Below are 24,200 nucleotides of genomic sequence, written 5' to 3'. Positions count from 1 at the left end.
CAATACTACGAGACAGGATGTCGCGATGTGGTTTGATCTGTTGATTGTTGGAATTCTGATTTACGCAGTCTGGAAAGGCGCCTCCAAAGGTGTGGTCTGGCAGCTGGCTGCGATTGCCGCGCTGGTGCTGTGCTTCGCGTTCGCCGAATCACTTTCGATCCAGTTGGCGCCGATGATCAATGTGAAACCGCCACTCAATCGCTGGATTGCGATGCTGGCGATCTACATCGGCTTCTCGTTTATCTCCTTTACGCTGGCACGCAGCCTGAAGACGGCCATCGATTCGTTGAAGTTCAATGAATTCGACCGCCATCTGGGAGCCTTGCTGGGACTGCTCAAGGGAGTGGTATTCTGTCTGTTCCTGACATTCTTTCTGATTACGATTTCAGAAACCGCGCGGGCTACTGTGATCAAATCGCACAGCGGGTACGCGGCTGCGGTGATTCTTAACGAAATGGCTCCCGTGATGCCTGCGGAGCTGCACGAGGTACTGGATGACTGTCTGGCCAAGCTGGATCATCCGGACGTGCCGATGCACCACGACCATGATGGTCCCTTCGATCATGATCATCAGCACGGGGACGACGATCCGTTTCCACCGGGCTCCAGTGATCTGCCCAGCCCGTTTTTTGAAAAGCCGGGAGGGAGTGGATCGGACGTACGGACGACCAACCAGGATTCGCTGCTGAAGGACATTCTGAAACGAATTCCCAGCTACCTCAGGGGCGAGCTGGAAGACAAGATTATTGAAGCTTACAACGCGACTGATCCCAAGGACCGGGAGCAGTTTGCCAGTGAATTATCATCCAAGATTCCGGGTGTGCTGCGGACCGTGACGGACAACTGGGGAGAAGGTCAGCCCCAGGTCTCCGTACCCACGGATAATTCGACTTTCGGGGCGAATGGGGCGCAGCAGATTACCAGCGAACGCACACAGCTGCTGAAGCAGATTGCGGCCGTCTATTCGGACTATCCTGATGCCCAGAAATCGATGATCGAGGAGTTTGAACTCGACCTGTCCGGACTGCCGGATCAGATCGTGATAGCCGTGTTGAAAGACTGGAAAGCGGACCTGCTGCTGAACGGGGGAGACCCCGATCCACAGACCGATGTGACTACGCCTTTAGACGCGCGTGTGTTGCGTCAATTGCAGCTGCAGCGGGTGCCTGTGAACTCGCTTGGTGCAGCGCTCCAGCAGCGAATGCAGAGCGTGCAACGCAGATAAAGCTTGCGATCAGAATCAGAGGCCAGCAGCGTTGATCTGAGAGCCTCTGAGCTGGTGTCGCGAGTGACTGAGTTGCCGTAATGTTGATTCAGCGGGGCTGAAACAGGGTAATTTCAAAACCCTGTAAAAACAGGCCCAAAACAGCCCCGAACTTAACATAACGGACATTATCGGACGTTCGTGGTGGGGTGCATTTCAGGTGTTTGTGGTTCTGGATCCCTGTGATTCACAGGTGATGGAAAGGCCTGAAACGCACCCGCTGTGTTAGACGGGTTCCCCCGCTTCGTGGAACATGCCGATCTTGCGAAACTTCTCGTAACGCTGGTCGACCAGCTGGTCTTTGGGGATGCCTGACAGGCTCTTGAGATTGCTCGAGAGCGACGCCTTGAGTGCGGTTGCCATCTGGCGATGATCGCGATGTGCGCCCCCCAGCGGCTCCGGAATCACTTCATCAATGATGCCCAGGTCGAGCAGATTCTGGCTGGTGAATTTGAGTGCCTTGGCAGCCTCGTTGGCGAACTTCGCGTTCTTCCATAAGATGCCCGCACAGCCCTCTGGAGTGATTACCGAATAGTAGGCAAACTGCAGTACGGAGATGTGGTCGCCGATGCCGATGCCGAGTGCTCCGCCAGAGCCCCCTTCGCCGATCACGACGCAGATAATGGGGGTCTTGAGCAGTGCCATTTCACGGAGGTTGATGGCGATGTTGTAGGCCTGTCCGTGCTCTTCGGCTTTGATGCCCGGATAGGCGCCCGGAGTATCAATCAGACAGATGATCGGGATGCCGAATTTCTCAGCCATCTTCATCTTGGAGAGAGCCTTGCGATAGCCTTCAGGATGAGCACAGCCGTAATAGCATTCAGTGCGTTCCTGCAGCGTGCGTCCTTTCTGCTGACCGACAAACATGACCTTCTGTCCGTCGAGTTTGGCGAAGCCGGTCAGAATGGCCCGGTCGTCCCCCATGGCTTTGTCGCCGTGCAGCTCAACGAATTCATCGAAGACGAGTTCGAGGTAATCCAGGGTCTGTGGCCGCTCCGGATGACGGGCGACCTTGACGGTATCCCAGGCATCGAGATTCTCAAAGATCTCGCGCTTCATCCGCGTGATTTCCAGGCGCATGTTGCGAATGGCATCTTTGGTGTTGGCGGTGGGATTGGGTTCCTGCTCGATTTTCTTGAGCTGCTCTTCCAGTTCGTAGATGGGACGTTCGAATGGAAGCTGGGTAAGTACGGACATAATCTATGGGACCACGTTAGAGATAGAAGTTGATTATTTAAACATGTCAGGCATTTTGGCGGATGCAAGCGATTCTTGCAAGATTTTATATTTTCAGATCACATCCGGCAATTCTTCCATGAAAGGAAGATCATCATCATTTTGGCTTTTCTGCTCTTTTTCGACCTCTTTTTTCGCAGCGGGCTGTTGTGACTCCGGTGGTTGCTGCTGAGGCGGAGCTGCCTGAGGTGGTTTTTGAGCCGGTGGCGGCGGTTGCTGGCCTGCGGGAGCGGGTTGCTGTTGCGCCGGGGGCTGTGGCGGTTGTTGAGGAGGCTGTTGTTGCTGAGGCGGCCCCGGTGGCTGCTGTCCCGGTTGCTGTGGCTGCTGCGGATAGGGCTGCTGTTGCGGTGGATAAGGCTGCTGTGGATATCCGGGTGGCGGATAGCCTCCGGGAGGCATAGGCTGCCCCTGGTACTGCGGCGGATACGGCATCGGCTGTCCAGGCATCGGCTGAGGCGGATACATGGGCTGCTGATACTGTGGTGGATACCCGCCAGGCATCGGTTGTGGTGGTTGCTGCTGCTGTTGCGGTTTTTTCTGTGGCGGTGGTTCCGGTTTGGGCTTGGATTTCTTGTTGGCGTTTCGCTGGGCAATCAACTGCTTGGCCAGCTCAGGATCATCTTTCATCAGCTGAGAGAGTTTGGCATCGGCGCGGCTGTCGAGCCGTTTTTCCTGCATCGAATCTTTTTCGGCCTGTTCGGCTTCCGCTTTTTCCTGCTCAATCAGTTCGGCAATTTCCTGTTTGAATATTTTCAGATTGCGAATGGATGAGACGACTTCTTCCATGGAGAGAAATCGGTTTTCCGGTTTCTTGGCCAGCATCTTCAGCACGAACTCATCCATTTCCGGCGTGACGTTCGGATTGATGCTGGAGGGGGGCACGGGACGTTCGGAAATGTGCTTCAGCAGAACTTCCTTGGGGTTTTCGCCGTGGAACGGAGTTTTGCCCGTCAGGATTTCGAAGATGGTGATGCCCAGGCTGTAGATATCGGCTCCCGGTCCGAGTGCCTGTTTCTTGATTGTTTCCGGAGCGATGTACGAGCGGGTTCCCTGAACCGACTTGGCTTTCCCGAACAGTTTGCCGATCCCCTTGGCGACGGGAACGGCGAGACCGAAGTCGACGATTTTCACTTCCGAACTTTTGCTGATCAGAATGTTTTCCGGTTTGATATCCTTGTGGACCCAGCCCTTCTCGTGCATGTGGCCCAATGCCATCGCGGCAGATTCAATCAGTTTGCGGAGTCGGTTCTGCACACCGCGGCGATCGGATGAAATTTGTGACCGCAGGTTCGGTGCGCGGAAATAGTCCATCACCAGGTAGCAGTTTTTTTTGTTCTTGATGAACTTATGAAGTTGAATCAGATTGGGATGATCGACGGCGGCGCCCACTTTGGCTTCGAGCTTCATCGTGGCGACCACTTCCGGTTTTTTCATCGCTTCCGGGAGCATCCGCTTCATGGCGAATGTGTTGGAGCCCCCCTGTTCTTTCACTTCCCAGATCTGAGTCGATGTGCCGTCTGCGATCATGCTGACGAGCTCATACTCATCAACGAGTTTATCGTTTTCTGTTTCAGTAGTTTCTTTTTCAGCCACTGCGCAACCTCTTGCTTGTTAGTGATCCGACTGAATCATTCCAGACTTATTATTGTAACGGATGACAGTGCGGTGCTAAAACCCGAGTTCTCAGGGGAACGTGAAGGGAGCTTTGCGAAATTTCTGTGAGACAGGACTTTGCTCTGCAGTTTTATAGTGTAACGTGGCTGTCAGCTCAACGAAACATATGATTTAAAAACTGACCTTTTTTTCAGGTGGTTTTGAGGGTGAGCTGCCTGGGGTTGTGCCGGGTGATGTGCTTGATTTACCAACGGTGGTCGCCGGCTGCAGACTGGCGCCATCGGCCAGGGGCTGGGTACTGCTCACCACGATCTCATCGTCCTTGTCGAACGCCGCAGAAACGTACAGGCGTTCGGGGCCGACCTGACCCAGAATCTGGGGGGTGAGCTCTCTGATCACATTTTCACGAATGACCTGAATTTTGCGTTCCCCCTGCGGGCTGTTCTGGACGGCGACCGTGGGAATTTCTGCGATCGGGTAGCGCGGAATCAGGCTGACGCTGACCGCCTGCCCCGGCCTGTGCTGATTCTGTTTGTTGTCCATGACAACGACGGCTGAAGTGATCGAGTTGGCGAGGTCCCTGAGTTTTTCAAAGCGGGGATCAAGGGGCAGCACCTGGTTGACGGTTCCCTGGGTGGCCTGTTCTTCAACGCTCAGGTTGATTTTGTTGCCTACCAGCGCCTGGTCCCGTGCGAGGGGGATTTCGACTTTGAGCTGCGAGGTGTCCCCCAGTTCGAGCAGGGGCTGCCCTGCTCTGACATAGGTGCCGGGGGAGACCAAAATGCGGAAGACTTCCCCTTCGAAGGGGGCTCGGATCGTGGTCTGTTCCAGGCGGATGTTGGCGATTTTCAGTTCGGCTTCCGCGAGTGCCACGCTGGCTTTGGCAACGGCTGCTGCTTTACCGGTGGCATTTTTCTGTTCTTCCCGTGCGAGATCGAGGGCGGCCTGGGCCCGGGCGACTTCGGCCTGCGGAATGGCTGCTTCCAGGCGAACCAGCACTGCCTTTGATGCCGGCTTGTCTCCCGGCTGCACATCTACGGTATGAACGACCCCTTCAATGGGAGAGGCGATCGAGAGTTGCCGGATCGGCTTCAAGTTGAGGGGAACATAATAGTCACGCGGATGTCTGAGTGTGATGGCTTCGCGTTCGATGAAGGCCGTCTCGGGTTTGTCGCCTGCAGGCTGCTGTGCCCTGCCCGGCTGGATTGAGACGCAGAGCGTAATCAGAAGAATGGAGGACAGAACGGACAAACGAGTGTATGTAAAAAACTGAGCCAGACGGGTCTGCATTGCTTCGGCGCTTTCATGAACGAAGATGGTCACTAAGGTACAAAAGTCTCTTGTGCCGATTTTCGCTGACGGGTTGCGCAGTTTCAAGCAGTGTTTCCGCTTCTTTCCAGATTTCGCCGAAGATGTCTGGCTGTGATCAGGCGGAGATTACTGACAGAGAACCCAGCCACGCAGTTTCACACAGCAGGCTGAGGTGCAGTTTTTGGTGTCGATCCAGATCTGGTGACACCAGTTGCGCGGCTTCTCGACGATCGCAGGTGGCTTTTCCAGTTCGAAGGTAACTGCGGGCACATAGCGTTTTGCCTGGACGATCCCCTTCAGCAGCGAAGCCGGGGAAACCTTGGGAGGCGATTTGGCCTGCATCAGGTGACAGGCAGAGAGGGCGTCCATGGCGTATTCTGCACAGTGAATGCCATTCGCGCGTTTGCCCGTGAGGTGATGCCTGATGGAATAAGGGGTGCCCAGTTTCTGATCGAGCAGTCGTTCGTATTCCTCGGTCATCTCTGCAGTGAAAGCGGACCGTGGGTGGAAGACATGGATCGAAGCGGGACGCTGTGTATTCAGGTAGTTTTTCAGCGTCAGACAGCGGGCTCCTGCCCCGTTCATGCTGTCATAGACAACCGGTTCCCCATTTCGCATGACAATCATGGCGACATGCGTGTATGGGCTCTGGGTGAATATGCGAACGGCGAGACAGTCCCCTTTACTGAACAGCAGTGTGCCTGTCTCAACGCGTGTGGAAAGTGAATCGGCCAGTTGGTCGAAGGTCGTAAAATTCATCGTCATCTGTGGTCTTGCAGCCTCGACTGGCTGTTCATTCCTTTGAGTATCCTGTGGCGTGGAAGCGAGGACAGCAATTGACAGGAATAATGACATAACGGGCTCCTTCTGGATAGAGCAATCTGAAATGCTTTATATCAGCGCTCCATTGCGTCGCAGACGGTTTTCTCAGTTACTTAAAGCGATATTTTCACATTCGCAGTTCGCTGTCAACGGGTTGATCCTGGAAAAAGATCAGAAAAATATCCGCAAAAACGGGAAATCAATGACAGCAAGCCTGAGGTGATTGCCAGAAAATGACTCGATTTAAGTCTGTTATATCAAATATATCAAAGCTGTTTTAAGTGAAAGAGGTCCTTTGTAGTTATTCCGGCTTGCGAGCGGCGAGCATGAAGTGGTGTACTGCCCCATCAATGGCGACATCGGTGAAGAGATCCAGCAGACGATGGGCGTACCATTGATACTGCTTGGTAGAGAACTGCAGGAGTCCACCCGGTTTGAGCGACCGCAGGCAGAGTTGCAGAAACTGTTCCCCCTGCTCTTCGCTGGTGAAATAAGATTTATTCGTGAGCAGGTAGTCGTAGGCTTCTTCAGGGATGTCTGCTTCGCCGGTGATCAGTTCCGTACGCACCGTGGTGAGTTCGTTCTTCGCGATCCCCTGTTCTGCACAGAGGATGGCCCGCGCGTTGGTGTCGACGGCGTGCACGTCGGCATGGGGACAACGGGCGGCAGCGGCGAAGGCAACGATGCCTGAACCGCAGTCGTAATTCAAAATCCGGGATTCATCGGTGAGTTCCATCAGTTTGATCAGCGTACGGGCACTCTGGTTGGGACGTCGATGACTGAAGACGCCGGGCAGCGTGTATGCGTAAAGCAGTCGCTCGCCTTCGCGGATGGCTGTCTCATCTTCGAATGTTTTCTTCTCCGGCGCGTCCTGCTGTTTCTTGCCCTGGTAAACAATGCCTGCGTCCGAGACGACGCGGGTGACTTTGGAAAAGAGCGACTGCAGGAACTTGTGGTATTCGTAATCTTTGTCGCGCGGCGAAGCGATGGTCAGCGTGCCCCCCTGCCCCAGGCTGCGGACGGCTGAGAGTGTCAGATCGCGAACGTATTCATCGGAAAACTGTTGCGAGAGTGGCAGCAGGACGGCATCGTAATCGTTTTCCGGGAACTCGCTGTCGCAGAGGGATTGAAATCCGGCACTGATGGTGATGGTCTCGTCGGACTTGAGTTCCGAAACCTGTTCTGCAATCTGCGTGCTGACCGATTTGTTAAAGCTGAAACAGTCGAGCTGCGTTTCCAGGCCGGGACGCTGCAGGAGTTCGATTGTGAACGGCTGCAGGTTGGTTTGAAAACAGAGTGCCCGCGCCGGCTGCCAGTCTGCCTCGAGGAAATCGAGGAGCAGTTGTTCGGGGGGCGGCTGCAGTTTCTGTGAGCGTTGTTTCTTTTTCGAACGTCGCGACATCGGTTCTGGTCTTCAGGTTGGGTTTAAAAAACGGAAAATTCTTTCTTAAGCAGTCCGTTGCCGGTCGTCAATCATCAGGCGACGCGACAGATAAAACATTTCAGGTAATGGTTCTCGAGACAACTGGGGGAAACCGGATGGTCGGCCGGTTGGCCTCGCTGTTCGAGGATCTGGATGTGGCGACCGGTCTGCTGTGCGACCGAGGCCAGCATCTGCTGAAAGTCCTGTTGCGTGACGAGTCCGGAGCAGCTGCAGGTCACCAGGATGCCACCCGGCTTGAGCACATCCAGGGCGAGCCGGTTCAGACTGAAGTAACCTTTGAGAGCCTGCTTGACCCCACTGCGGTGCCTGGCCATCTTGGGGGGATCCAGGATTACGGAATCGAACTGTTCCCCCTGCTCTTTGAACTGTTCGAGCACAGCATAAGCTTTGCCCGACTGAAAACGGATCCGGTTGCCGACGCCATTCAGTTCGGCGTTGGCGGTCGCCTGTTCGATGGCCCCCTGGGACGCGTCGAAGGCCTGCACTGATTGTGCCTGTCCATGAATGATGGCATTCAGCGCGAAGGCACCGGTGTAGCAGTGCATTTCCAGGACGCGATGATTCTTGAGATAGCGGGCGGCTGCCAGGCGGTTGTCGCGCTGATCGAGATAGAACCCGGTCTTCTGTCCGGTCACCATGTTCATGCCGTAGCGAATGCCGTTCTCTTCGAGGAAGAAGTGCGGCGGCGGAGTTTCGCCGAACAGCAGCTGATCGGAAATTTCCAGGCCCTCAGCTTCGCGCATGCCCTTCTCCGTGCGGAGCCAGATGCCTTTGCAGGGGAAGCGATCCTTGAGGAAGCGAATGACCAGATCCTGTTTCTGCGAGAGGGCCAGGCTGGAGAACTGGACCAGGAACCAGGAACCGTAACGGTCGATGGTGAGTCCCGAGAGCTGGTCGGCTTCACTGAACACGAGTCGGCAGCCGGAGGTTTCGAAGTCTTCCAGGAGCCCGGTCTCTTCGCGGAGTGCGACGGCCTGCGTGAGGCGCTCGATCCAGAGTTCGTCATTCAGGGGCTGCTCTGCGTCCCACGAGTAGAGTCGCACGCGAATGTTGCTGTTTGGGTTGAACAGGCCTCGCGCAATGAATTCACCCCGGTCGGTCTGCAGCAGGACTTCCTCTCCCGGCTGGGGATGGCCCTCGATGCGCGAGATGGCACCGGCGAAGACCCAGGGGTGTCGACCGAAGAACGGAAGAGCGCGGCGCGGCTTGAGCAGGACGCGCGGTAACGGTGGTGTGTCGGTTTCCCCGTTCGTTTCCGAGACGGAGGGCGAAGAATCACTCATGAGAGTTTTCTAATTAAAAAGATCGAACGAATATCGGGGACGCTCGAAAAGATCAGCGAGGTCCAGCATCCCCACAGAGTGGGAGTGGAGCTTATTTATATAGGATCAATACAGGCGGACTTGCAGCGGGTCCCGGTTGCCTGCACCGAGGGGTTATGAATCACTGGAAGCGGAATTGGTTGAACCTTCCACCTCAGCCAGGTAGGCCAGCAGTCGATCGCGTTCATTGGTCAGGTGACGTACGCGGAGCAGTGAACGGACGCGGGTCGTCAGTTCGATGCGGTTGACGGGCTTGGTTAAAAAGTCATCACAGCCGGCCTGGACCGATTTTTCGATGTCGCCCATTTCACTGAGCGCGGTGATCACGAGGATCGGAATGTCGCGGGTCTCTTCGCTTTGTTTGAGCTGGGCGCAGACTTCATAACCGCTGAGCTTGGGCATCATGATGTCGAGCAGAATCAGGTCGGGTTCGATTTCAGCGACTTTATCCAGCGTCTCTTTCCCATCGTAGGCCATGAACGTTTCGTAGCCTTCATCCAGCAGGTAGGCATCGAGCAGTTCACAGTTCTGATGATTATCATCTGCGATGAGGATTTTTGAATTCTTCAATGAGATTTCAGACGACATGGTCTATAAGCCTAATGTGATGAAAGTTTATGAATACCGGGCCTGTTACTCCCGAGATAGCTGACTTTGATTTCTGTAATTTATCTCATTTAAAGTCGAATCACAATAACTGCCAGTCCGATTTTAGGGCCCCTGCCCCGTTTTTCGAGCCGAATCAGGCCGTTACCGCCGCTATGCACAACGGCATTGACCACCACAGCCGGATGATTCACCCGTCGCAGCGGCATCCTGATTCTTCCGCTGGCAGCCACAACCCTGCTTGTTACAGCCGCATTTCTTTTTGACGGCCTGGGTTACCGGAGAGGCGACGATCATCCGCCGAAGCAGAACTTCGTTGATACGGCCTCGAAAGCGGATTTTGCCATCGATGAGCACAACAGGGACACAGGTTCCAAATTTTTCCACCAGGGCGGGATCACTGAAGATATCGATCATTTCCCAGGCTGGCAGGTAGGCAGCGTAGTCTTCCAGGATGTCGATTGCCTCTTCACAGAGCGGACAATCGTGTTTGGTGTAGACGGTCAGGCTTTCAAACCGCTGGCCCGGTTCTTCGGGCATCCAGTCTGCGTCTTGTACGATAGGCTGCTGCCTGAGCTGCTTTTTCATTTCGACTTTGGAAACCTGGTGCAGAACCGCCACTCCTCCTCCAGAGAGCCCCAGTGCGAGCAGTTTCCAGATCGAAGGACTGGAGTACCAGGAGCGTGGCATCTCAAAGGGGAGCCATTCCGTTCCAATAAATGAGAGGGCCAGGATGGATAACCCTAGAAATAACATGGAGTTACCCAGAAATGCGAGCCCCGGCGGTAGTTCCTCTTTATGTGCAATCGTACTCATGTGTCTTTCCTGATCCGTCCCTGTGAGCAGCCAGACCGGTCCCTGATCTGTACTATATAACTAATCATCGAATCCTGACGCCAAATATTATAGTCAATTGCCCTGCTTTTTAAATCTCTGCCCGGTTTTATCCCTGTTTCCATAAGAAAGGAGGGATCTGGGAGCACGTTCTGAATTTACCGCGGCACACTGGTAGTGTTCAAATTATCTGAGCTGTTTTATGGAAACCAGGAGTCCCCCAGCGGGGATTTTTGCATTCACGGGGAATCGGGATATTCCTTAAACCAATACTGGTCAGTCGTTAAATCGGATGCTAGAGTGTTACTATAGCCCCGCGCAGATGAGAGTTTCATCGATGGACACGTTGAACGAATTGGTAAAGAATGGCAGGTAAACAAACGGCCGAGGGTTTTCTGAACCTGGTGAAGCAGAGCGGTCTGGTATCGGTCGATCAGCTGAAAAAGCTCCTGGCGGAATACCAGGAGCAGGACCGGAAACTGGGAGAACCCAGTGAGATCGCCGAGGAACTGATTGGGCGAGCTTTACTCACGCGCTGGCAGGCGAACAAGCTGCTGCAGGGAAAACACAAGGGTTTTTTCCTGGGAAAGTACCGACTGCTGGACCTGGTCGGCAAAGGGGGCATGAGTTCGGTCTACCTGGCGGAACACGTGCTGATGCGTCGCCGGTGTGCTATCAAGGTGCTGCCTTCCAAACGCGTCAATGACGCCTCTTACCTGGCGCGATTCCATCGCGAAGCCCAGGCAGTCGCCTCGCTGGACCATCCAAACATTGTGCGCGCGTATGACGTCGATCATGAAAAAGAGAACGACGCCGAGATCCACTTCCTGGTCATGGAATATGTGGACGGGAAAGATCTGCAGGAGATCGTCAACAAGAACGGGATCCTCGACTTCCGGGACGCGGTGAATTACATCCGCCAGGCATCCATTGGTCTGGCGCACGCCCACGAAGCAGACATGGTGCACCGCGATGTCAAGCCGGGCAACCTGCTCGTCGATTCGAAAGGGGTCGTCAAGATCCTCGATCTGGGGCTGGCGCGTTTCTTCCATGAGGGAGAAGACAAATCGCTGACGATCGCTCACGATGAAAAAGTGCTGGGCACTGCAGATTACCTGGCGCCCGAGCAGGCGATTGACAGTCACCAGGTGGATTCCCGGGCCGACATTTACAGCCTGGGATGTACGCTCTACTTCCTGCTGACGGGTCATCCCCCTTTCACCGAAGGTTCGCTGGCACAGCGACTGATGGCGCATCAGACCAAGGAACCGCCTCCGGTGACTGATGACCGTCCCGATACCCCCGAGGATCTGGTGCAGATTCTGAATAAGATGATGGCCAAGGATAAGGAAGAACGGTATCAGACAGCCTACGAAGCGGCAGCGGCCCTGTATGAATGGCTGCAGAGTCATACCGATGAAGAATGGCGGCAGAACAATTTGAGTAGCGGCGTCGGGTCTGGCGTGGGGCTGACCCAGGGGGAAGGGAGCGGCGCGGAGAAAGGGAATCAGAATCCGGAGCTGGCAGCGTTCCTGTCGAACCTGAAGGAAGAATCCGGCATCGCCCGCGAAACCAAACCAGAGAACCCGAAACCCGAGGCTCCCAAACCACAACGGAATCCGGGACTGCTGCAGCCAGCGTCCTCCAGTCCTAATGTGCGTGACTCCTCGGTTCTGCCCGATGATAAAATCAGTTCGGCGTCGACACGGATTGCCGGCAGTTCTGCGGTGCAATCTTCGGCAGCAGAAATCAAGCCGGAACCACCCCAGGAAAAACAGGCAGCGAAACCCGTGGCCAAACCGGTCGCAAAGCCAGTCGCGAAACCAGCGGCGAAGCCGGTTGCCAAACCGGTGGCCAAGGCGGCGCAGAAGCCCGTTAAGAAACCGGCTCCGGTCAGCGAAGCCCTGCCCGATGATTCTGTGATCCTCGAAGCAGAAGTGGATGAGGAAGAAGCGGAGGTCGTAGAAGAGGCGGCTGCCGCAGAAGCTGTCATCGGCGGACGTCAGTGGATCATGCCTGCAGTGATTGGCGGCGGGATTGGGGTGCTGTTGATTATCGGCGTGGTGATGTTTGCCCTTTCCGGCGGCGAAGATGAGAAGCCCGCCCCGGAAGTGGTCGCTGATAAAAAGACCGAACCGGCGCCACCGCCCGAACCGGACAGCCTGCCGGATGAAATCATGGTGGGGCCGGAGGCGAAATACAAAACGATCGCCGCGGCTCTGAAAGATATCAAGATTGTCTTTGGCAAAACTTTTGGCGTGGACAGTAAACAGTACACAATCAAGGTGGCCGCCGGCCAGGAACTCAAAGAGCGGATTCAGATCGATAATTCGGATCTGAGTTATCCCAAGGGAATTACCATCGTGGCCGAGAGCGGTAAGCCGGTGATTCTGGCTCCCGAGGGGCCCGAAGCGGTGCTGAATCTCAAGGGAATTGAAGGGCTGACGATCGATGGATTCTTAATCCGTGCCCAGGGGAAGAAGGTGGCGATTGAGCTGTCCGAGTACCTCGTAGGAACCAGTCTGAAAAATCTGAAGGTCAATGATTTCCAACAGACCGGAGTCCTGGCGAAAGGGGTTTCCGGCCTGGGAAATGAACCGTTCCTGCTGGAGAATGTAAGCCTTAAGTCAGGCAGTCCGAAAGCCATCGGCCTGGACTTCACCGGCGAAACGAACCGTGGTCTGGTTCTGGCGAATGTCCGCTGCCTGACAGCGATGCAGGTTGGTGCGCGGTTCTCTTCCAGTGTGCGGGATACGCAGATCAAGGAGTGTATATTCTCAGAAAGCATGACGGGCATTCAGTTCGAGTCGCTGGGATATACCTTCAGCAGTCTCAAACTGACCAACAACACTTTCTTTATCACCAACTCGGCGATTGTGATCACCGCGATGCCGACACCCGACAGCGAACTGGTGGAAATTTCCCGTAACCTGTTCTCGACTGTCGAAGGGGCGGAAGCCAAAGTGGAACAGAATAATAATCCCGAGCTCTGGGGCAAAATTCTGAAAGCCCAGGAGAACTATTCCTCCCGGACAGCGCCCAGCCCGGTGCCTGCGAACGAACTGACTCTGTTCAAGAACAAAGGCAAACAGGGTGACGCGAAGTTGAACGATTTTGTTTCCACCACGCCCGGCGATGAGAAGTTCCTGGCCCCTGCCGCGGACAACCCGGCCCGTAAGGTTGCGGGGACACCTGGTGGGATGAAACCCTATGTGGGTGCGGTGGCGCCTTAGGGATTCCTTTCATTCTCTGATTGAGAGATCAGTGATGGGTGGGTCCGAATAAAATTCGGGCCGAGCGCAGCGAGCAGGAAGTTGCGGTGGGAACTTGCGATTTCAGTTCTCATTTTTGATGCTGAATAGCAACTTGAGTGAGGCGCGTTTGCTTATCAGACAACGTGAGAACTGAGACCTCCTGTTGCCTGCGGCAATCCCGGATTGCATCCGGGACCACCCGCTGTGAGTTCTCTATGCCAGTCCGAGGTCGGCGTAGATGGCGTCGTTGATTTCTTTTGCGCGGCGCTGGTGTTTGGGTTCACCTGGTCTGCCATTCGCGACAACCGCGACGACCAGTTCCCGCTCAGGATCTGCAAAAGCGATGGAAGACTGAGAGCCGCCGTGTCCGAAGGTCGGCTCGGAAGCGGCCTCACCAAATCCGTAGGGAACGGTTTGAGCGCCGTAGCGATTTGAATTGACGATGAAGCCCAGACCATAGTCGACCTTGTGCTGCAGGGTCAGGTCGAATTCATCGACGCGATGTCGGGTGGTCATGGTTTCAACTGTCTGTGGATCAAACAGAGGCATTCCCGCATTGAGCAGGCATTCGTAGAACCAGCCCAGCTCACGGATGGGGCCGCGGGCATTGCCGCCGGGCGAAGCTTTGACACACCGCGGCGCCTCGTGCCAGTCGGTAAGCAGCATCTCCCCTTTATCTCGCTGGTACACGTACGCGATGTTCTCCTGGGACTGGTCGTAGACTTCTGCAGGCATGCCGAGCCAGCTGCCGGTCATACCCAGCGGTTCGAGAATCAGTTCCCGCATGGCCTGGGGATAAGCGGTTTCAGTAATCCGTTGCAGGACTTCACCGAGGATGAACCAGCTGGACGACACATGGTAACCTGCAGATTTACCAATCTGCCAGTTCTCTTCGAGGGGCGCGTCACAGATGCGTTGCAGGGATTCTTCCCAGCTCAGTTCCGGCCAGCCGGGATCGACGTTACGGAAGCCGGCAGTGTGATTGAGGATGTGCAGCAGCGTGATCGGTTCTTTACCGTGCGTGCCGAACTCGGGGATGTACCGGGTGACGCGGTCGTCGAGGCTCAGTTGTCCCTGTTCCCAGAGCCGGGCGATGGCCATCGCTGTCAGTGGTTTGCCTGCAGAGAGCCAGAGGTTGATTGTCTCGGCGGTCATAGGCACTCCGGGACGTGCTTCGCCGACGCCGGTATCCGCGATGGTTTCTCCCTGGTGAGAGACGTAGATCTGTACGCCGGTATGCAGTCCTGCTTCGATCCCTGCGAGGATGCGTTGTTCGGTGGTGGGGAGACGATCTGACAGTGTAGACACGGAAAACTCGCTGAGTTCAGGGTTCGGGATTGAGGCATAAAGTGTACGTTGCTTTTAGCGGAATGCGGGGGGGAATTCAACTGAGGGTAACACGTAGGGGCCACTCTGTGTTGTGTTATTCGAAAGTGGTATCCGGTCCCATTCGAAGTGTGATCTGATCTGGATGTCACCAGGCGGGCGGGCACATGGACACCGCCCCTACGACTCGCTCAGCTTGGTTTCCTGGTTCTGGATTGGTCTCTCTCCCTGTCAGTTTCCTGCTCGCTGCGCTCGGCCCGAATTGCATTCGGGCCCACCCCGGACCGAGGATTTTTGGGTTCACGGTGGGGCTGATGATTTCTGATTGATACGGGTTCTGGTATTATGAGAGCAACCATCCCCAACCCGCGCCGGTTGATGTTTGAGTTCTTACTCACTCTGAAAGGAAGCGAGACGACCAGCCATGAAGATTACCGCGATTAAGACCTTTCCCGTACGCATTCCCCTCAAACCGGAACGCCGCATGATCTCCGCACTGGGGAAACATGATGTTTCTCAATATCTGGTGTTGCGCGTCGAGACCGATGCCGGGATTGAAGGGGCCGGCGAGGCGACGGTCATCTCCCGCTGGAGTGGTGAGACGGTCTGGGGCGCCCAGGCACTGGTGGATCGCATTTTTACTCCCCTGCTGCTGGGGCATGATCCGTGTGATATTGATGGCGTGAATCTGATTATGGACAAGATCGCGCAGGGGAACTGGTTTGCCAAGTCGGCGATTGAGATGGCCTGCTGGGATATTAAAGGCAAAGAAGCGGGTAAGCCCGTATATGAACTGCTGGGCGGCGCTGCCCGCAGCCGTTCGATTAAGTGCCGGTTCTCCATGGGCGCTTACTCGCTGGAACGGGCGGAGCGGCGGACAAAAGAACTGGTGGAAGCCGGTTTTAGCACGATTAAGGTCAAGGTGGGGACGAATCCCGATGACGATGTGGCCCGCGTCAAAATGGTGCGGGAAACGATGGGGCCGAACCTGGAACTGACCATCGATGCGAACGCGGGCTGGGATGCAGCGACCGCGATTGCCGCGATGGAACGCATGGAAGACTTCAATGTGGCCCTGTTCGAACAGCCCACGCACCGGGGCGATTTCGCCGCACTGGCTGAAGTGAGACGGGCGATCAAGCCCGAGATCATGGCGGATGACATCTGCTTTGACCTGGCGGATGCCAAAGAGTGTATTCGTAACGAAGCCTGCGATGTGATCAACGTGTATCCCGGCAAGAACGGAGGCATCAGCAAGACGGTCGAGATTGTGAAATACGCCGGCGAACATGGAATCCCCTGCAGTATCGGTTCGAACCTGGAGCTGGATATCGCCTCGGCCGCGATGTGTCATTCGGTGATCGCCTGCCCCAACATGAACATCGAAGAGTACCCGGGGGATATTCTGGGACCGGAATACCATGAAATCTCGGTCGTCAAAAATCCGCTACAGATCGAAGGCCCTGTGATTACATTGCCCGAGGCTCCCGGACTGGGAGTGGAAGTTGACTGGGGCATTGTCGAAGCCAACCCCTGCGGTTAAGCTCTGCTGATTCGTGCTTTCTCAAACACAAGTTTTATATGGAAACAACCCAGATGAATGATAATTACGTCGCCCTGATTACCGGTTCTGCCACAGGCGTGGGCCGGGCCTGTGCCCTGCGGCTGGCCGAAGAGGGCTTTGACATCGTCGTCAACTATTCGCAGAGCCAGGCAGAAGCCGAGGAAACCAAAACGCTGGTGGAAGAACTGGGTGTGCAGGCGCTGTTGATTCAGTGCGATGTCAGCGATGATGCCGGCGTCAAGAAGATGGTGGGCGAGGTTGAAGAGAAATGGGGGCGACTGGATGTACTCGTGAATAATGCGGGGACTACCGAATTCATCGAACACACCGACCTGGACGCGGTGACCGAGGAGATCTGGGATCGCCTGCTGGGTGTGAATCTGAAGGGCCCCTTCTTCTGTATTCGTGCCGCCGCGAAGCTGTTGCGCGAGAGTGATATTGGCGCGGCGGTGAACGTGAGTTCGACGGCAGGCGTTGATGGACGCGGTTCGAGTGTGCCTTACTGTGCGAGTAAGGGGGCGCTGAATACGATGACGAAATCACTGGCCCGTGCCCTCGGACCGGAGATTCGCGTGAATTCTGTCTGTCCCGGTCCGATCGACAGCCGCTGGCTGAAGCGGGTGATGACTGACGAACAGCTGGCGGAGATGACCTCCGAGTACCCAATCCCCCGCCCTGCCCTGCCGGAAGATATCGCGGATACCGTGGTCTATCTCGCGCTGGGAACGTCACTCTCGACCGGGCAGCTGCTGGTCGTCGATGGCGGCAGGACGATGTAGCCGGTTGGTCTACTTCGATTCGTTCCAGTAGATCTTCAGATTATGGGAATTGCGACCGGCGGCGACGATGTCAATTTTGCCGTCGCCGTTCAGGTCGCCCAGACGCAGGTCTTCACAGGCCATGCCGTTGTCGTCGATCCAGGCTGACTCCCACGTTTTTCCTGAAGCGTCGGTGGCCCAGTAGACTTTGACGCCCACCTTCTGATCTTTGTTGGGCGTACGCCAGCCTGCGACGATTTCCTGTCGCGAATCACCGAACAGGTCTGCCGTGGCGACCGCGTGGCCGGCTTTGATGTTGTCGTCCAGAACCTGGCGCTGGTCGATTCCCTTGTTCGAGGCAGTAGACTGGTAGAGTACCAGGCGGTCGCCGTGCAGGGGTTCGATGGTGGCGATGAACTGATTCTCTGGTGCCAGCTGGCCCATGCGGATTTCTCCACTCCCTTCGATGAGGGGGAATTTCTGAGTAGACCATTTTCCGTTCTGGTAGGAGAGCAGCATCGCACCTTCGCGGCCGGCATAGAGAATTTCTTCCGCCGGTGTGGACGGAATCCACTGGGCAGGATCGAGATTGTGAGTGACATGCATCGTATCTTCGATGATGGTCTGCTGCCACTCGTCCCGGGGGTTGTCCGGCTTTTCGTAAGCGATGAGTTTGACGCCGGCCCCTTCGCCCCGCTTGTTGCCTTTTCCGTGCAGAGGGGAAACGACGAGTGCGAACTTCTGATCGTCCAGTTTGACCCAGCGCATACGATGCACGACCGGCTGGTGGGGTAGCTTCACCGGTTCCCAGAGTTGGCTGCGGTCGGTTGGGGGAACGAGATAGAAGACCGCACCGGAATTCAGGGTGTCGCCGGGATTCCATTCTCCGCCGACAGCGATTTCGACTTTTCCGTCGCCGTCAATATCGCGGGCGGCGATGCAGACGTTGTCGCGTTCGGTGAGGTTCTCGGCGATGACGTGTCGCTGCCAGCTCGGGTTTTCGTACCAGACGAATTCCTTCTTGTCGGCCAGCAGGATGTCCGGCTTTCCATCTCCGTTGACATCACCGATGGCGGTGCCGTAGCCGATCTCGACGGTATCGTCGATGGTCTGTGGTTTGAATTTCGGAGTTGCGTCTGCGGCGAAACAGACAGAGGTCGAGAACAGGCAGGCGGTGATCAAGGCTGAGCGCAACATGGGAAACCTTTTATCGATACACGGGGACAGGCGGGATGATGTTGACAACCATGATTGAAGCCGATTGTGGTCGAGAATGCAAGAATTTTTGGATTCTGTGTTCTGTTACGGAAGCGAGCTGATCCCGCTTCACAGTTCAATTTGCGCAGTACCTACGGGGGGCACTGACGGTTTTTGTCTGTTCCCGTCGGTGCCGATGGTTATGTTTGTGGGTGATGGCAGGCGTTGTTTTTATACGCGGCTGCGAACGGATGCCATCTTCCCGAACGGCGCGAGGGCGTTAAGTGGAATTCGTATTCTGAAGTCACTGTGAGTGCATCTGAAATTCAGGTGAGAATCATTTGAAATGCGTTGAGTATGCTCCGAAATGATTTGAAATGGGACGAGACATTGAGAACCGGTTCAAACTGTTCCGGTGAAAAACGGGAAAATTCGACGTCGATTCAGGTGCATCTGGGTCACTGGTTCGTCGTGTTCCAGTGCACGCATCGTCCGCCTCGCGCGCGAAGCACAATTGCAACAAGATACGATTCGGAAAGAGGCGATCAAGTTCGATTTGAGCAGGTCGATGAGAGGGACGTTCAGTGAGGAACACGACAGGCTGGAATTTGGGCAGGTGGGAATTTGGGAGAACAGATGTGGTGGATGATCATGTCTTGATGAGCACTGGAGTGAGATTGAGGTGCGAAATAGAAACAGACTGCGTGTGCTCTGCGACCTCCTGTTGCCTGCGGCAATCCCGAATTGCATTCGGGACCACCCCGGCATCGAACAGTAATTCATCTTCAGCCGAAGAGCTGTTTGAGCGGTTCGCCGCCGTCGTTTATGGGGATGGGGCGTTCGAGGGAGTCGGGGAGCATCAGGCCCGGGTCGATTCCCAGCGCCCAGTAGATGGTGGCGGCGAGGTCTTCAGGAGTCGTGGGATGCTCAATCGGTTTAGTGGCCTGACGGTCGGAACTGCCGTAGGTGGTACCTCCCTGGATGCCGGCTCCGGCGAGCAGTGCCGGGAAGAGCTGGCTCCAGTGGCCACGGCCCCAGCTCTTGTTTGGTTTGGGAGTACGACCCATTTCACCCAGGGCGACGACGAGAGTTTCGTCGAGCATGCCCCGCTGTTCCAGGTCGGCCAGCAGTGTGGCGCAGCCCTGGTCGAAGGTCGGCAGCAGGTTCTGTTTAACATCGTCACTGTTGCGATGCGAGTCCCAGCTGTAGCCGTCGACACAGTCATAATGCACGGTGACGAAGCGCACGCCGGCTTCCACGAGGCGGCGGGCCATCAGACAGGATTGACCGAACAGGTGCCGTCCGTACTGATCGCGGAGGGCATCCGGTTCCTGTTTGATGTCGAGTGCATTACGGGTGTTGTCGGAAGTCAAAAGGGCGAGCGCCCGTTGTCGAAAGCGGTCGAAGATCTGCGCGTCCTCTTTGTCGAAGTTGCGTTTCATCAGATCGAAGTGCTTGAGCAGATCGATGCGACGCTGAATCGTCGACAGGGGAACTTCAGGGGCGAGCCCTTCAATCTGGTAACTGAGTTCTTTATCGGAGCAGTCGCGCCAGTAGGGATTATCGGTGGAGTCGCGGCTGTCCACGGTGGTGGAGAGCGGATTGTAGGCGCGTCCCAGCCAGCCCGCATATTCGCCGGGGCGGATGTAACGACCGCCGGCCTGCAGGCGACCGAGTCGATTGGGAAGCACTGTGTAGTTGGGGAGATCGCGTTCGAGTCCGCCGGGTGTGTGCTGAGTCAGGTATTCGACAACCGATCCCATCGAAGGCCAGTCTTTGGGAGTCGCATCGAAACCACCGCCGATGGGAAGGTGCCAGCGTTGCCCCGTCTGAATGTAATGTCCGCCGCCACTGTGATCGTTGAAGGTGTGCGTCATGCTGCGGACGACGGAGAATTTATCGGAGACATTCGCCAGTCGCGGCAGGTGTTCGCTGATGAGCAGCCCCGGGGTACGGCAGTCGATGGGCTGGAAAGGGCCGCGAATTTCGCTGGGGGCTTCCGGCTTCATGTCGAAGGTTTCGAGCTGGCTCGGGCCGCCGAAGAGGAACAGGAAGATGACAGATTTCGCCCGCCCCCCCTGAAACGGGTTGACGATCTGCTGCTGTTCCGCCTGCAGCATTTTCGGGAGCGAGAGACCGAGGAGCCCTGCTCCGCCGGTGGTGAGAACATCGCGACGGGACATCTTTCCCGCGGCGCGCTGGGGCTGATTCAGAATCGAGAACATGGGGTGAACCTTTCGTTCCATTCAGTCTGTTACGTGAATTCGATTCCTGCTCGTGCCAGCAGTGAGAAGCCTCGGCGAGGCGGCCGGAAACTTCTGTCGCGATATTCTAACAATTCATCGACAGGCTGTCTCTATGATATGTGAGGTTTTTTATGTGTTTTTCCGGGTCTGAAAAAAGTTGATTTCTGTTGTAGGTTTTGTGGTGACATGCAGTTACATTGGATAACAGATAATCAGGTATTGAAGAGTCGAGTTTATCGCGCTACGTTATCTCTCTTTCAGATCGCAGGAGATTCAGGGAATGCTTTCGTTACGGAATCAGTGTTTGTTGCTGGCTTTACAGGTTTTATGTTTCACCGGGTTCAACGGGATGCGTCCCGCACAGGCGGAGGACTGGCCCCAGTTCCGCGGCCCGAACTGCTCTGGGGTTTCCACTGAGAAACATAAACTGCCGGCTGAGTTCGACGATCAGAAAAATGTGATCTGGTCTGCAGAACTGGGCGACGGCATCGGCTGCCCGGTGGTTGCGGGCGGACGCGTATTTACATCGGGAATGGTCGACAAGGAGAAGGTCGGCCTGTATGCCTTTGACGCCGAGACCGGTAAGAAACTGTGGGAGCGGACCTGGGATACGGGTGAGCTTTTAGAGATTCACAAAACGAACAGCTTTGCCGCCACGACCCCGGCTGCGGATGACGAGCGGGTTTACTTCTACTTCAGCACACTGGGGATGCTGGCCGTCGATGCGGAGACGGGGGCGGATGTCTGGAAACAGGAGCTGCCGATTCCCTACTTCGTTTTCAAATGGGGCGCGGGGATGTCCCCGACTCTGTATAAGGATCTGGTGCTGTTCTGTCAGGACGACGACCTGGCGCCGGCATTTTATGCCTTCGATAAAAAGACCGGGAAAATCGTCTGGAAAGATGATCGCAGCGACCAGGCGGTGAACTATTCGCATCCGGTGATCTGTGAAACGGATAAAGGAGATGAAATCGTTGTCGCGGGAACCGGGAAGCTGATCGGCTACGATCCGAAGACCGGGAAGCGGCTCTGGAGTGCACGTACCCTGCTGCGAAATATCAAAACCACGCCGGTCAGCCGGGACGGGATCATCTATGTCTCGCTGCAGAGTGGCGGGATTGCCAATCAGTGGCTGGCTTCGATCGACCGCTGGGAGACCGGTAACAGCGATGGTAAGGTAACCAAGGAAGAGATCCAGGCATTCGTCGGTAAAACCAAAGTCCCTGAAGCGTTTTACAAGAAGACCTTCGACCGGGGCGATCTGAATAAAGACGGCGCACTGGAAGGGGAAGAACTGGACATCGCGTTTCTGCCTCCCGGAAATGAAGCGGGTGCCAAGTTTGGTGAAGAGCCGGCCCAGGAGTTCGTGCTGGCCGTCAAAGGGGGCGGACGCGGCGACGTAACGAAATCACATCTGCTCTGGAAGCATAAGACCAAGTACACTGACCATATCGTCTCGCCGCTGGTGACAGAGAACCGGATGTTCCTGGTCAAAGGGGGCGGAATTTCAACCTGTTATGAAATCGACAAAGGCAAGAAGGTCTGGGGACCGAAACGGATTCAGAACGAATGCGAATACTTCGCCTCTCCGATTTATGGCGACGGAAAGATTTATGTCGCTGGCGAGAACGGGAAGATTGTCGTGCTGGAAGACGGTCCCGAGCAGAAGATCATCGCCAAGAATGACATGGGGGATTCGATTCTGGGGACACCGGCGATCGCTGACGGGCGGTTGTTTATTCGGACCCGCAAGCACTTATATTCTGTAGGATTAAAATAATTGTGAACTGGCTGCGTTTCAGATTTCCATTTCGAGTCAAAAGCATGCTGTCTGCGGGCAGCATGCTTTTGGTGTTTCTGCTGTCTCAGATCTCTGTACAAGCTGAGCAACCGGTCTTCGTGCATTACATGCCCTGGTATGCGTCAAAGCCGGTCAGCGGACAATGGGGCTGGCACTGGACGATGGGGCATTTCAATCCGGACAAGCGGGCTGGAAAAGGGATCAGAGAAGCGGCCACGCATGATCCCCCTGTGATCGGGCTGTATGACTCGAATGATCCCGATGTGCTGGAGTGTCAGGTCTTGCTCATGAAGCTGGCGGGGATTGAGGGGGTGATCATCGACTGGTACGGGATCACGGATTTTCGCGATTATGGAATTGTGCACCGTAACACGCAGCACCTGGTCAAATTTGTGAAACGGGCCGGATTGAAGTTCGCGATCTGTTACGAAGACCAGACACTCAAACATCTGGTAGAGGGAAAACAGATTCCGGCCTCTCAGGTGATGGCTCAGGGGAAATCCGTGATGGGCTGGCTGGACGAGCACTGGTTTGGCGATGACGCTTATCTACAGGTTGACGGCAAGCCTCTGCTGCTGGTTTTCGGTCCTCAGTATTTAAATCAATCACAGTGGAAAGCATTGAGAACCGGCTTGAAGCATTCGCCGCTGATCTGTGGATTGCCGCATCTGGTTCAACCCGCCGGTCTGGATGGACTCTTTGCCTGGCCTCCCGTTTCCGGCGGGAAAACGGTCACGCCTGAAATGTGGCGGAAACGGCTCACTGAGTACTACGCACGAGCGCCACAGGAGACGGTTATATCAGTTGCCTTTCCCGGCTTTCACGACATCTATCAGCAGGCGGGACTGCATGAGAGCTATGGGGCAATCGACGCCCGGGATGGAAAGACCTTACAGGAAACGTTGCAACTGGCAGCAGAAAGCAAGACGCCGCTGATTCAGGTCGCGACCTGGAACGATTATGGTGAGGGGACCGTGGTGGAACCTCAGGCACAGGGGGGCTATCGGAATCTGGAGATCATCCGCTCGTTTGTTGGTGCCAGGTCTCCCCGGAAGGTGTCAGGGACGGCCCGCGATTTACGGCTGCCGGTGTTGTGGTATCGACTCAAGAAACAGTATGCGGGTGAGCAAACAGTGACGGCGAAACTGGATGAAGCCGCCGCCCTGCTCCTGGCCGGAGACATAGCGCCGGCCCGTCGGATTCTGGAAGAGTTTCGGCTGGATGAGTGAGTGGAGGATGGGGCTGACGTTGATCAGTCGTCTTTTGGTAGAGATCATCTGGTGGCGGATATTTACCTTTTCCGGGCCGATCCGATCTGTATGATTTCTCCAAGGTGAGGCGCGTTTTTTATGCAGTCAGCGTGCTCCCTGTGACCTCCTGTTGCCTGCGGCAATACCGGATTACATCCGGTACCACCCGGCATTGAGATTTCGAAAAACATCGAGGGGGCACCCTGTTTCGTGTTTTTTGAGATTGGTATCCGGTCCCATTTGAAGTGTCAACTGATTCGTCTGTCGCGAGGCGGGCAGGCAGACAGGCCAGCCCCTAAGTTGCACCTGGTTTGATTTCTAAATCTGAAAATCCCGGTTTTGCTTGATCTT

Annotated in this window: 17 protein-coding genes; 6 read left to right on the top strand and 11 right to left on the bottom strand. The window is 55.7% G+C overall.

What is annotated here, in order from left to right; genetic code table 11:
• Nucleotides 1-25 precede the first annotated feature (25 nt).
• Nucleotides 26-1,225, top strand: coding sequence for a CvpA family protein (locus tag F1728_RS03570; RefSeq protein WP_194242666.1), 1,200 nt, complete (start codon nt 26-28; stop codon nt 1,223-1,225).
• Between the two features lie 264 nt (nt 1,226-1,489).
• Here F1728_RS03570 and F1728_RS03565 read toward each other — a convergent pair whose 3' ends face one another.
• The 8 genes from F1728_RS03565 to F1728_RS03530 all read right to left on the bottom strand — a co-directional run bounded on the left by F1728_RS03565 (nt 1,490) and on the right by F1728_RS03530 (nt 10,435).
• A complete protein-coding gene (locus tag F1728_RS03565) occupies nt 1,490-2,461 on the bottom strand; it encodes an acetyl-CoA carboxylase carboxyltransferase subunit alpha (RefSeq protein WP_155362936.1) in 972 nt (323 codons plus the stop codon).
• A gap of 93 nt (nt 2,462-2,554) precedes the next feature.
• Entirely contained in the window at nt 2,555-4,093 is a 1,539-nt protein-coding gene (locus F1728_RS03560; protein ID WP_155362935.1) for a serine/threonine protein kinase, read from the bottom strand.
• A 192-nt stretch (nt 4,094-4,285) separates the two neighbouring features.
• Nucleotides 4,286-5,437: an efflux RND transporter periplasmic adaptor subunit gene (locus tag F1728_RS03555; protein ID WP_155362934.1), complete on the bottom strand. Its 1,152-nt coding sequence runs from the start codon at nt 5,435-5,437 to the stop codon at nt 4,286-4,288.
• Between the two features lie 114 nt (nt 5,438-5,551).
• Complete coding sequence (locus tag F1728_RS03550; RefSeq protein ID WP_155362933.1) at nt 5,552-6,280, bottom strand: YiiX/YebB-like N1pC/P60 family cysteine hydrolase; 729 nt, start codon at nt 6,278-6,280, stop codon at nt 5,552-5,554.
• Between the two features lie 268 nt (nt 6,281-6,548).
• A complete protein-coding gene (locus tag F1728_RS03545; protein ID WP_155362932.1) occupies nt 6,549-7,649 on the bottom strand; it encodes a methyltransferase in 1,101 nt (366 codons plus the stop codon).
• A gap of 74 nt (nt 7,650-7,723) precedes the next feature.
• The gene (locus F1728_RS03540) at nt 7,724-8,974 is read right to left on the bottom strand and encodes a class I SAM-dependent rRNA methyltransferase (protein WP_155362931.1); all 1,251 of its coding nucleotides are present in this window, start codon (nt 8,972-8,974) and stop codon (nt 7,724-7,726) included.
• A 153-nt stretch (nt 8,975-9,127) separates the two neighbouring features.
• On the bottom strand, nt 9,128-9,601 hold the full coding sequence (locus F1728_RS03535; protein ID WP_155362930.1) for a response regulator: 474 nt from the start codon (nt 9,599-9,601) through the stop codon (nt 9,128-9,130).
• A 171-nt stretch (nt 9,602-9,772) separates the two neighbouring features.
• Nucleotides 9,773-10,435, bottom strand: a complete 663-nt coding sequence (locus F1728_RS03530) for a glutaredoxin family protein (RefSeq protein ID WP_155362929.1) — start codon at nt 10,433-10,435, stop codon at nt 9,773-9,775.
• A gap of 383 nt (nt 10,436-10,818) precedes the next feature.
• Here F1728_RS03530 and F1728_RS03525 point away from each other — a divergent pair, with 383 nt between their 5' ends.
• Nucleotides 10,819-13,686 carry a serine/threonine protein kinase gene (locus F1728_RS03525; protein ID WP_155362928.1) on the top strand — a complete coding sequence of 956 codons (2,868 nt, stop codon included), beginning with the start codon at nt 10,819-10,821 and terminating at the stop codon, nt 13,684-13,686.
• A 234-nt stretch (nt 13,687-13,920) separates the two neighbouring features.
• Here the strand turns inward: F1728_RS03525 and F1728_RS03520 are convergent, their stop codons facing one another.
• Entirely contained in the window at nt 13,921-15,015 is a 1,095-nt protein-coding gene (locus F1728_RS03520) for a serine hydrolase domain-containing protein (protein WP_155362927.1), read from the bottom strand.
• Between the two features lie 442 nt (nt 15,016-15,457).
• Between F1728_RS03520 and F1728_RS03515 the strand changes: the two genes are divergently transcribed.
• Both F1728_RS03515 and F1728_RS03510 read left to right on the top strand, forming a co-directional pair.
• Nucleotides 15,458-16,576 carry a mandelate racemase/muconate lactonizing enzyme family protein gene (locus tag F1728_RS03515; protein ID WP_155362926.1) on the top strand — a complete coding sequence of 373 codons (1,119 nt, stop codon included), beginning with the start codon at nt 15,458-15,460 and terminating at the stop codon, nt 16,574-16,576.
• A 53-nt stretch (nt 16,577-16,629) separates the two neighbouring features.
• On the top strand, nt 16,630-17,376 hold the full coding sequence (locus F1728_RS03510) for an SDR family NAD(P)-dependent oxidoreductase (protein ID WP_145039560.1): 747 nt from the start codon (nt 16,630-16,632) through the stop codon (nt 17,374-17,376).
• 9 nt (nt 17,377-17,385) lie between these two features.
• Here F1728_RS03510 and F1728_RS03505 read toward each other — a convergent pair whose 3' ends face one another.
• On the bottom strand, nt 17,386-18,552 hold the full coding sequence (locus tag F1728_RS03505) for an FG-GAP repeat domain-containing protein (protein ID WP_155362925.1): 1,167 nt from the start codon (nt 18,550-18,552) through the stop codon (nt 17,386-17,388).
• Nucleotides 18,553-19,337: 785 nt separating this feature from the next.
• The gene (locus tag F1728_RS03500; protein ID WP_145440588.1) at nt 19,338-20,777 is read right to left on the bottom strand and encodes a DUF1501 domain-containing protein; all 1,440 of its coding nucleotides are present in this window, start codon (nt 20,775-20,777) and stop codon (nt 19,338-19,340) included.
• Nucleotides 20,778-21,078: 301 nt separating this feature from the next.
• Between F1728_RS03500 and F1728_RS03495 the strand changes: the two genes are divergently transcribed.
• A complete protein-coding gene (locus tag F1728_RS03495; RefSeq protein ID WP_155362924.1) occupies nt 21,079-22,578 on the top strand; it encodes an outer membrane protein assembly factor BamB family protein in 1,500 nt (499 codons plus the stop codon).
• A gap of 71 nt (nt 22,579-22,649) precedes the next feature.
• Nucleotides 22,650-23,828 (top strand): glycoside hydrolase family 71/99-like protein, encoded by a 1,179-nt coding sequence (locus tag F1728_RS03490; RefSeq protein WP_194242665.1) that lies wholly within the window; start codon nt 22,650-22,652, stop codon nt 23,826-23,828.
• The last annotated feature ends 372 nt before the right edge of the window (nt 23,829-24,200 follow it).

This window comes from Gimesia benthica (genome assembly GCF_009720525.1).
GTDB lineage: Bacteria > Planctomycetota > Planctomycetia > Planctomycetales > Planctomycetaceae > Gimesia > Gimesia benthica.
Note: the sequence above shows the minus strand (reverse complement) of the source record. Positions and strands in the feature narration are given on the sequence as shown.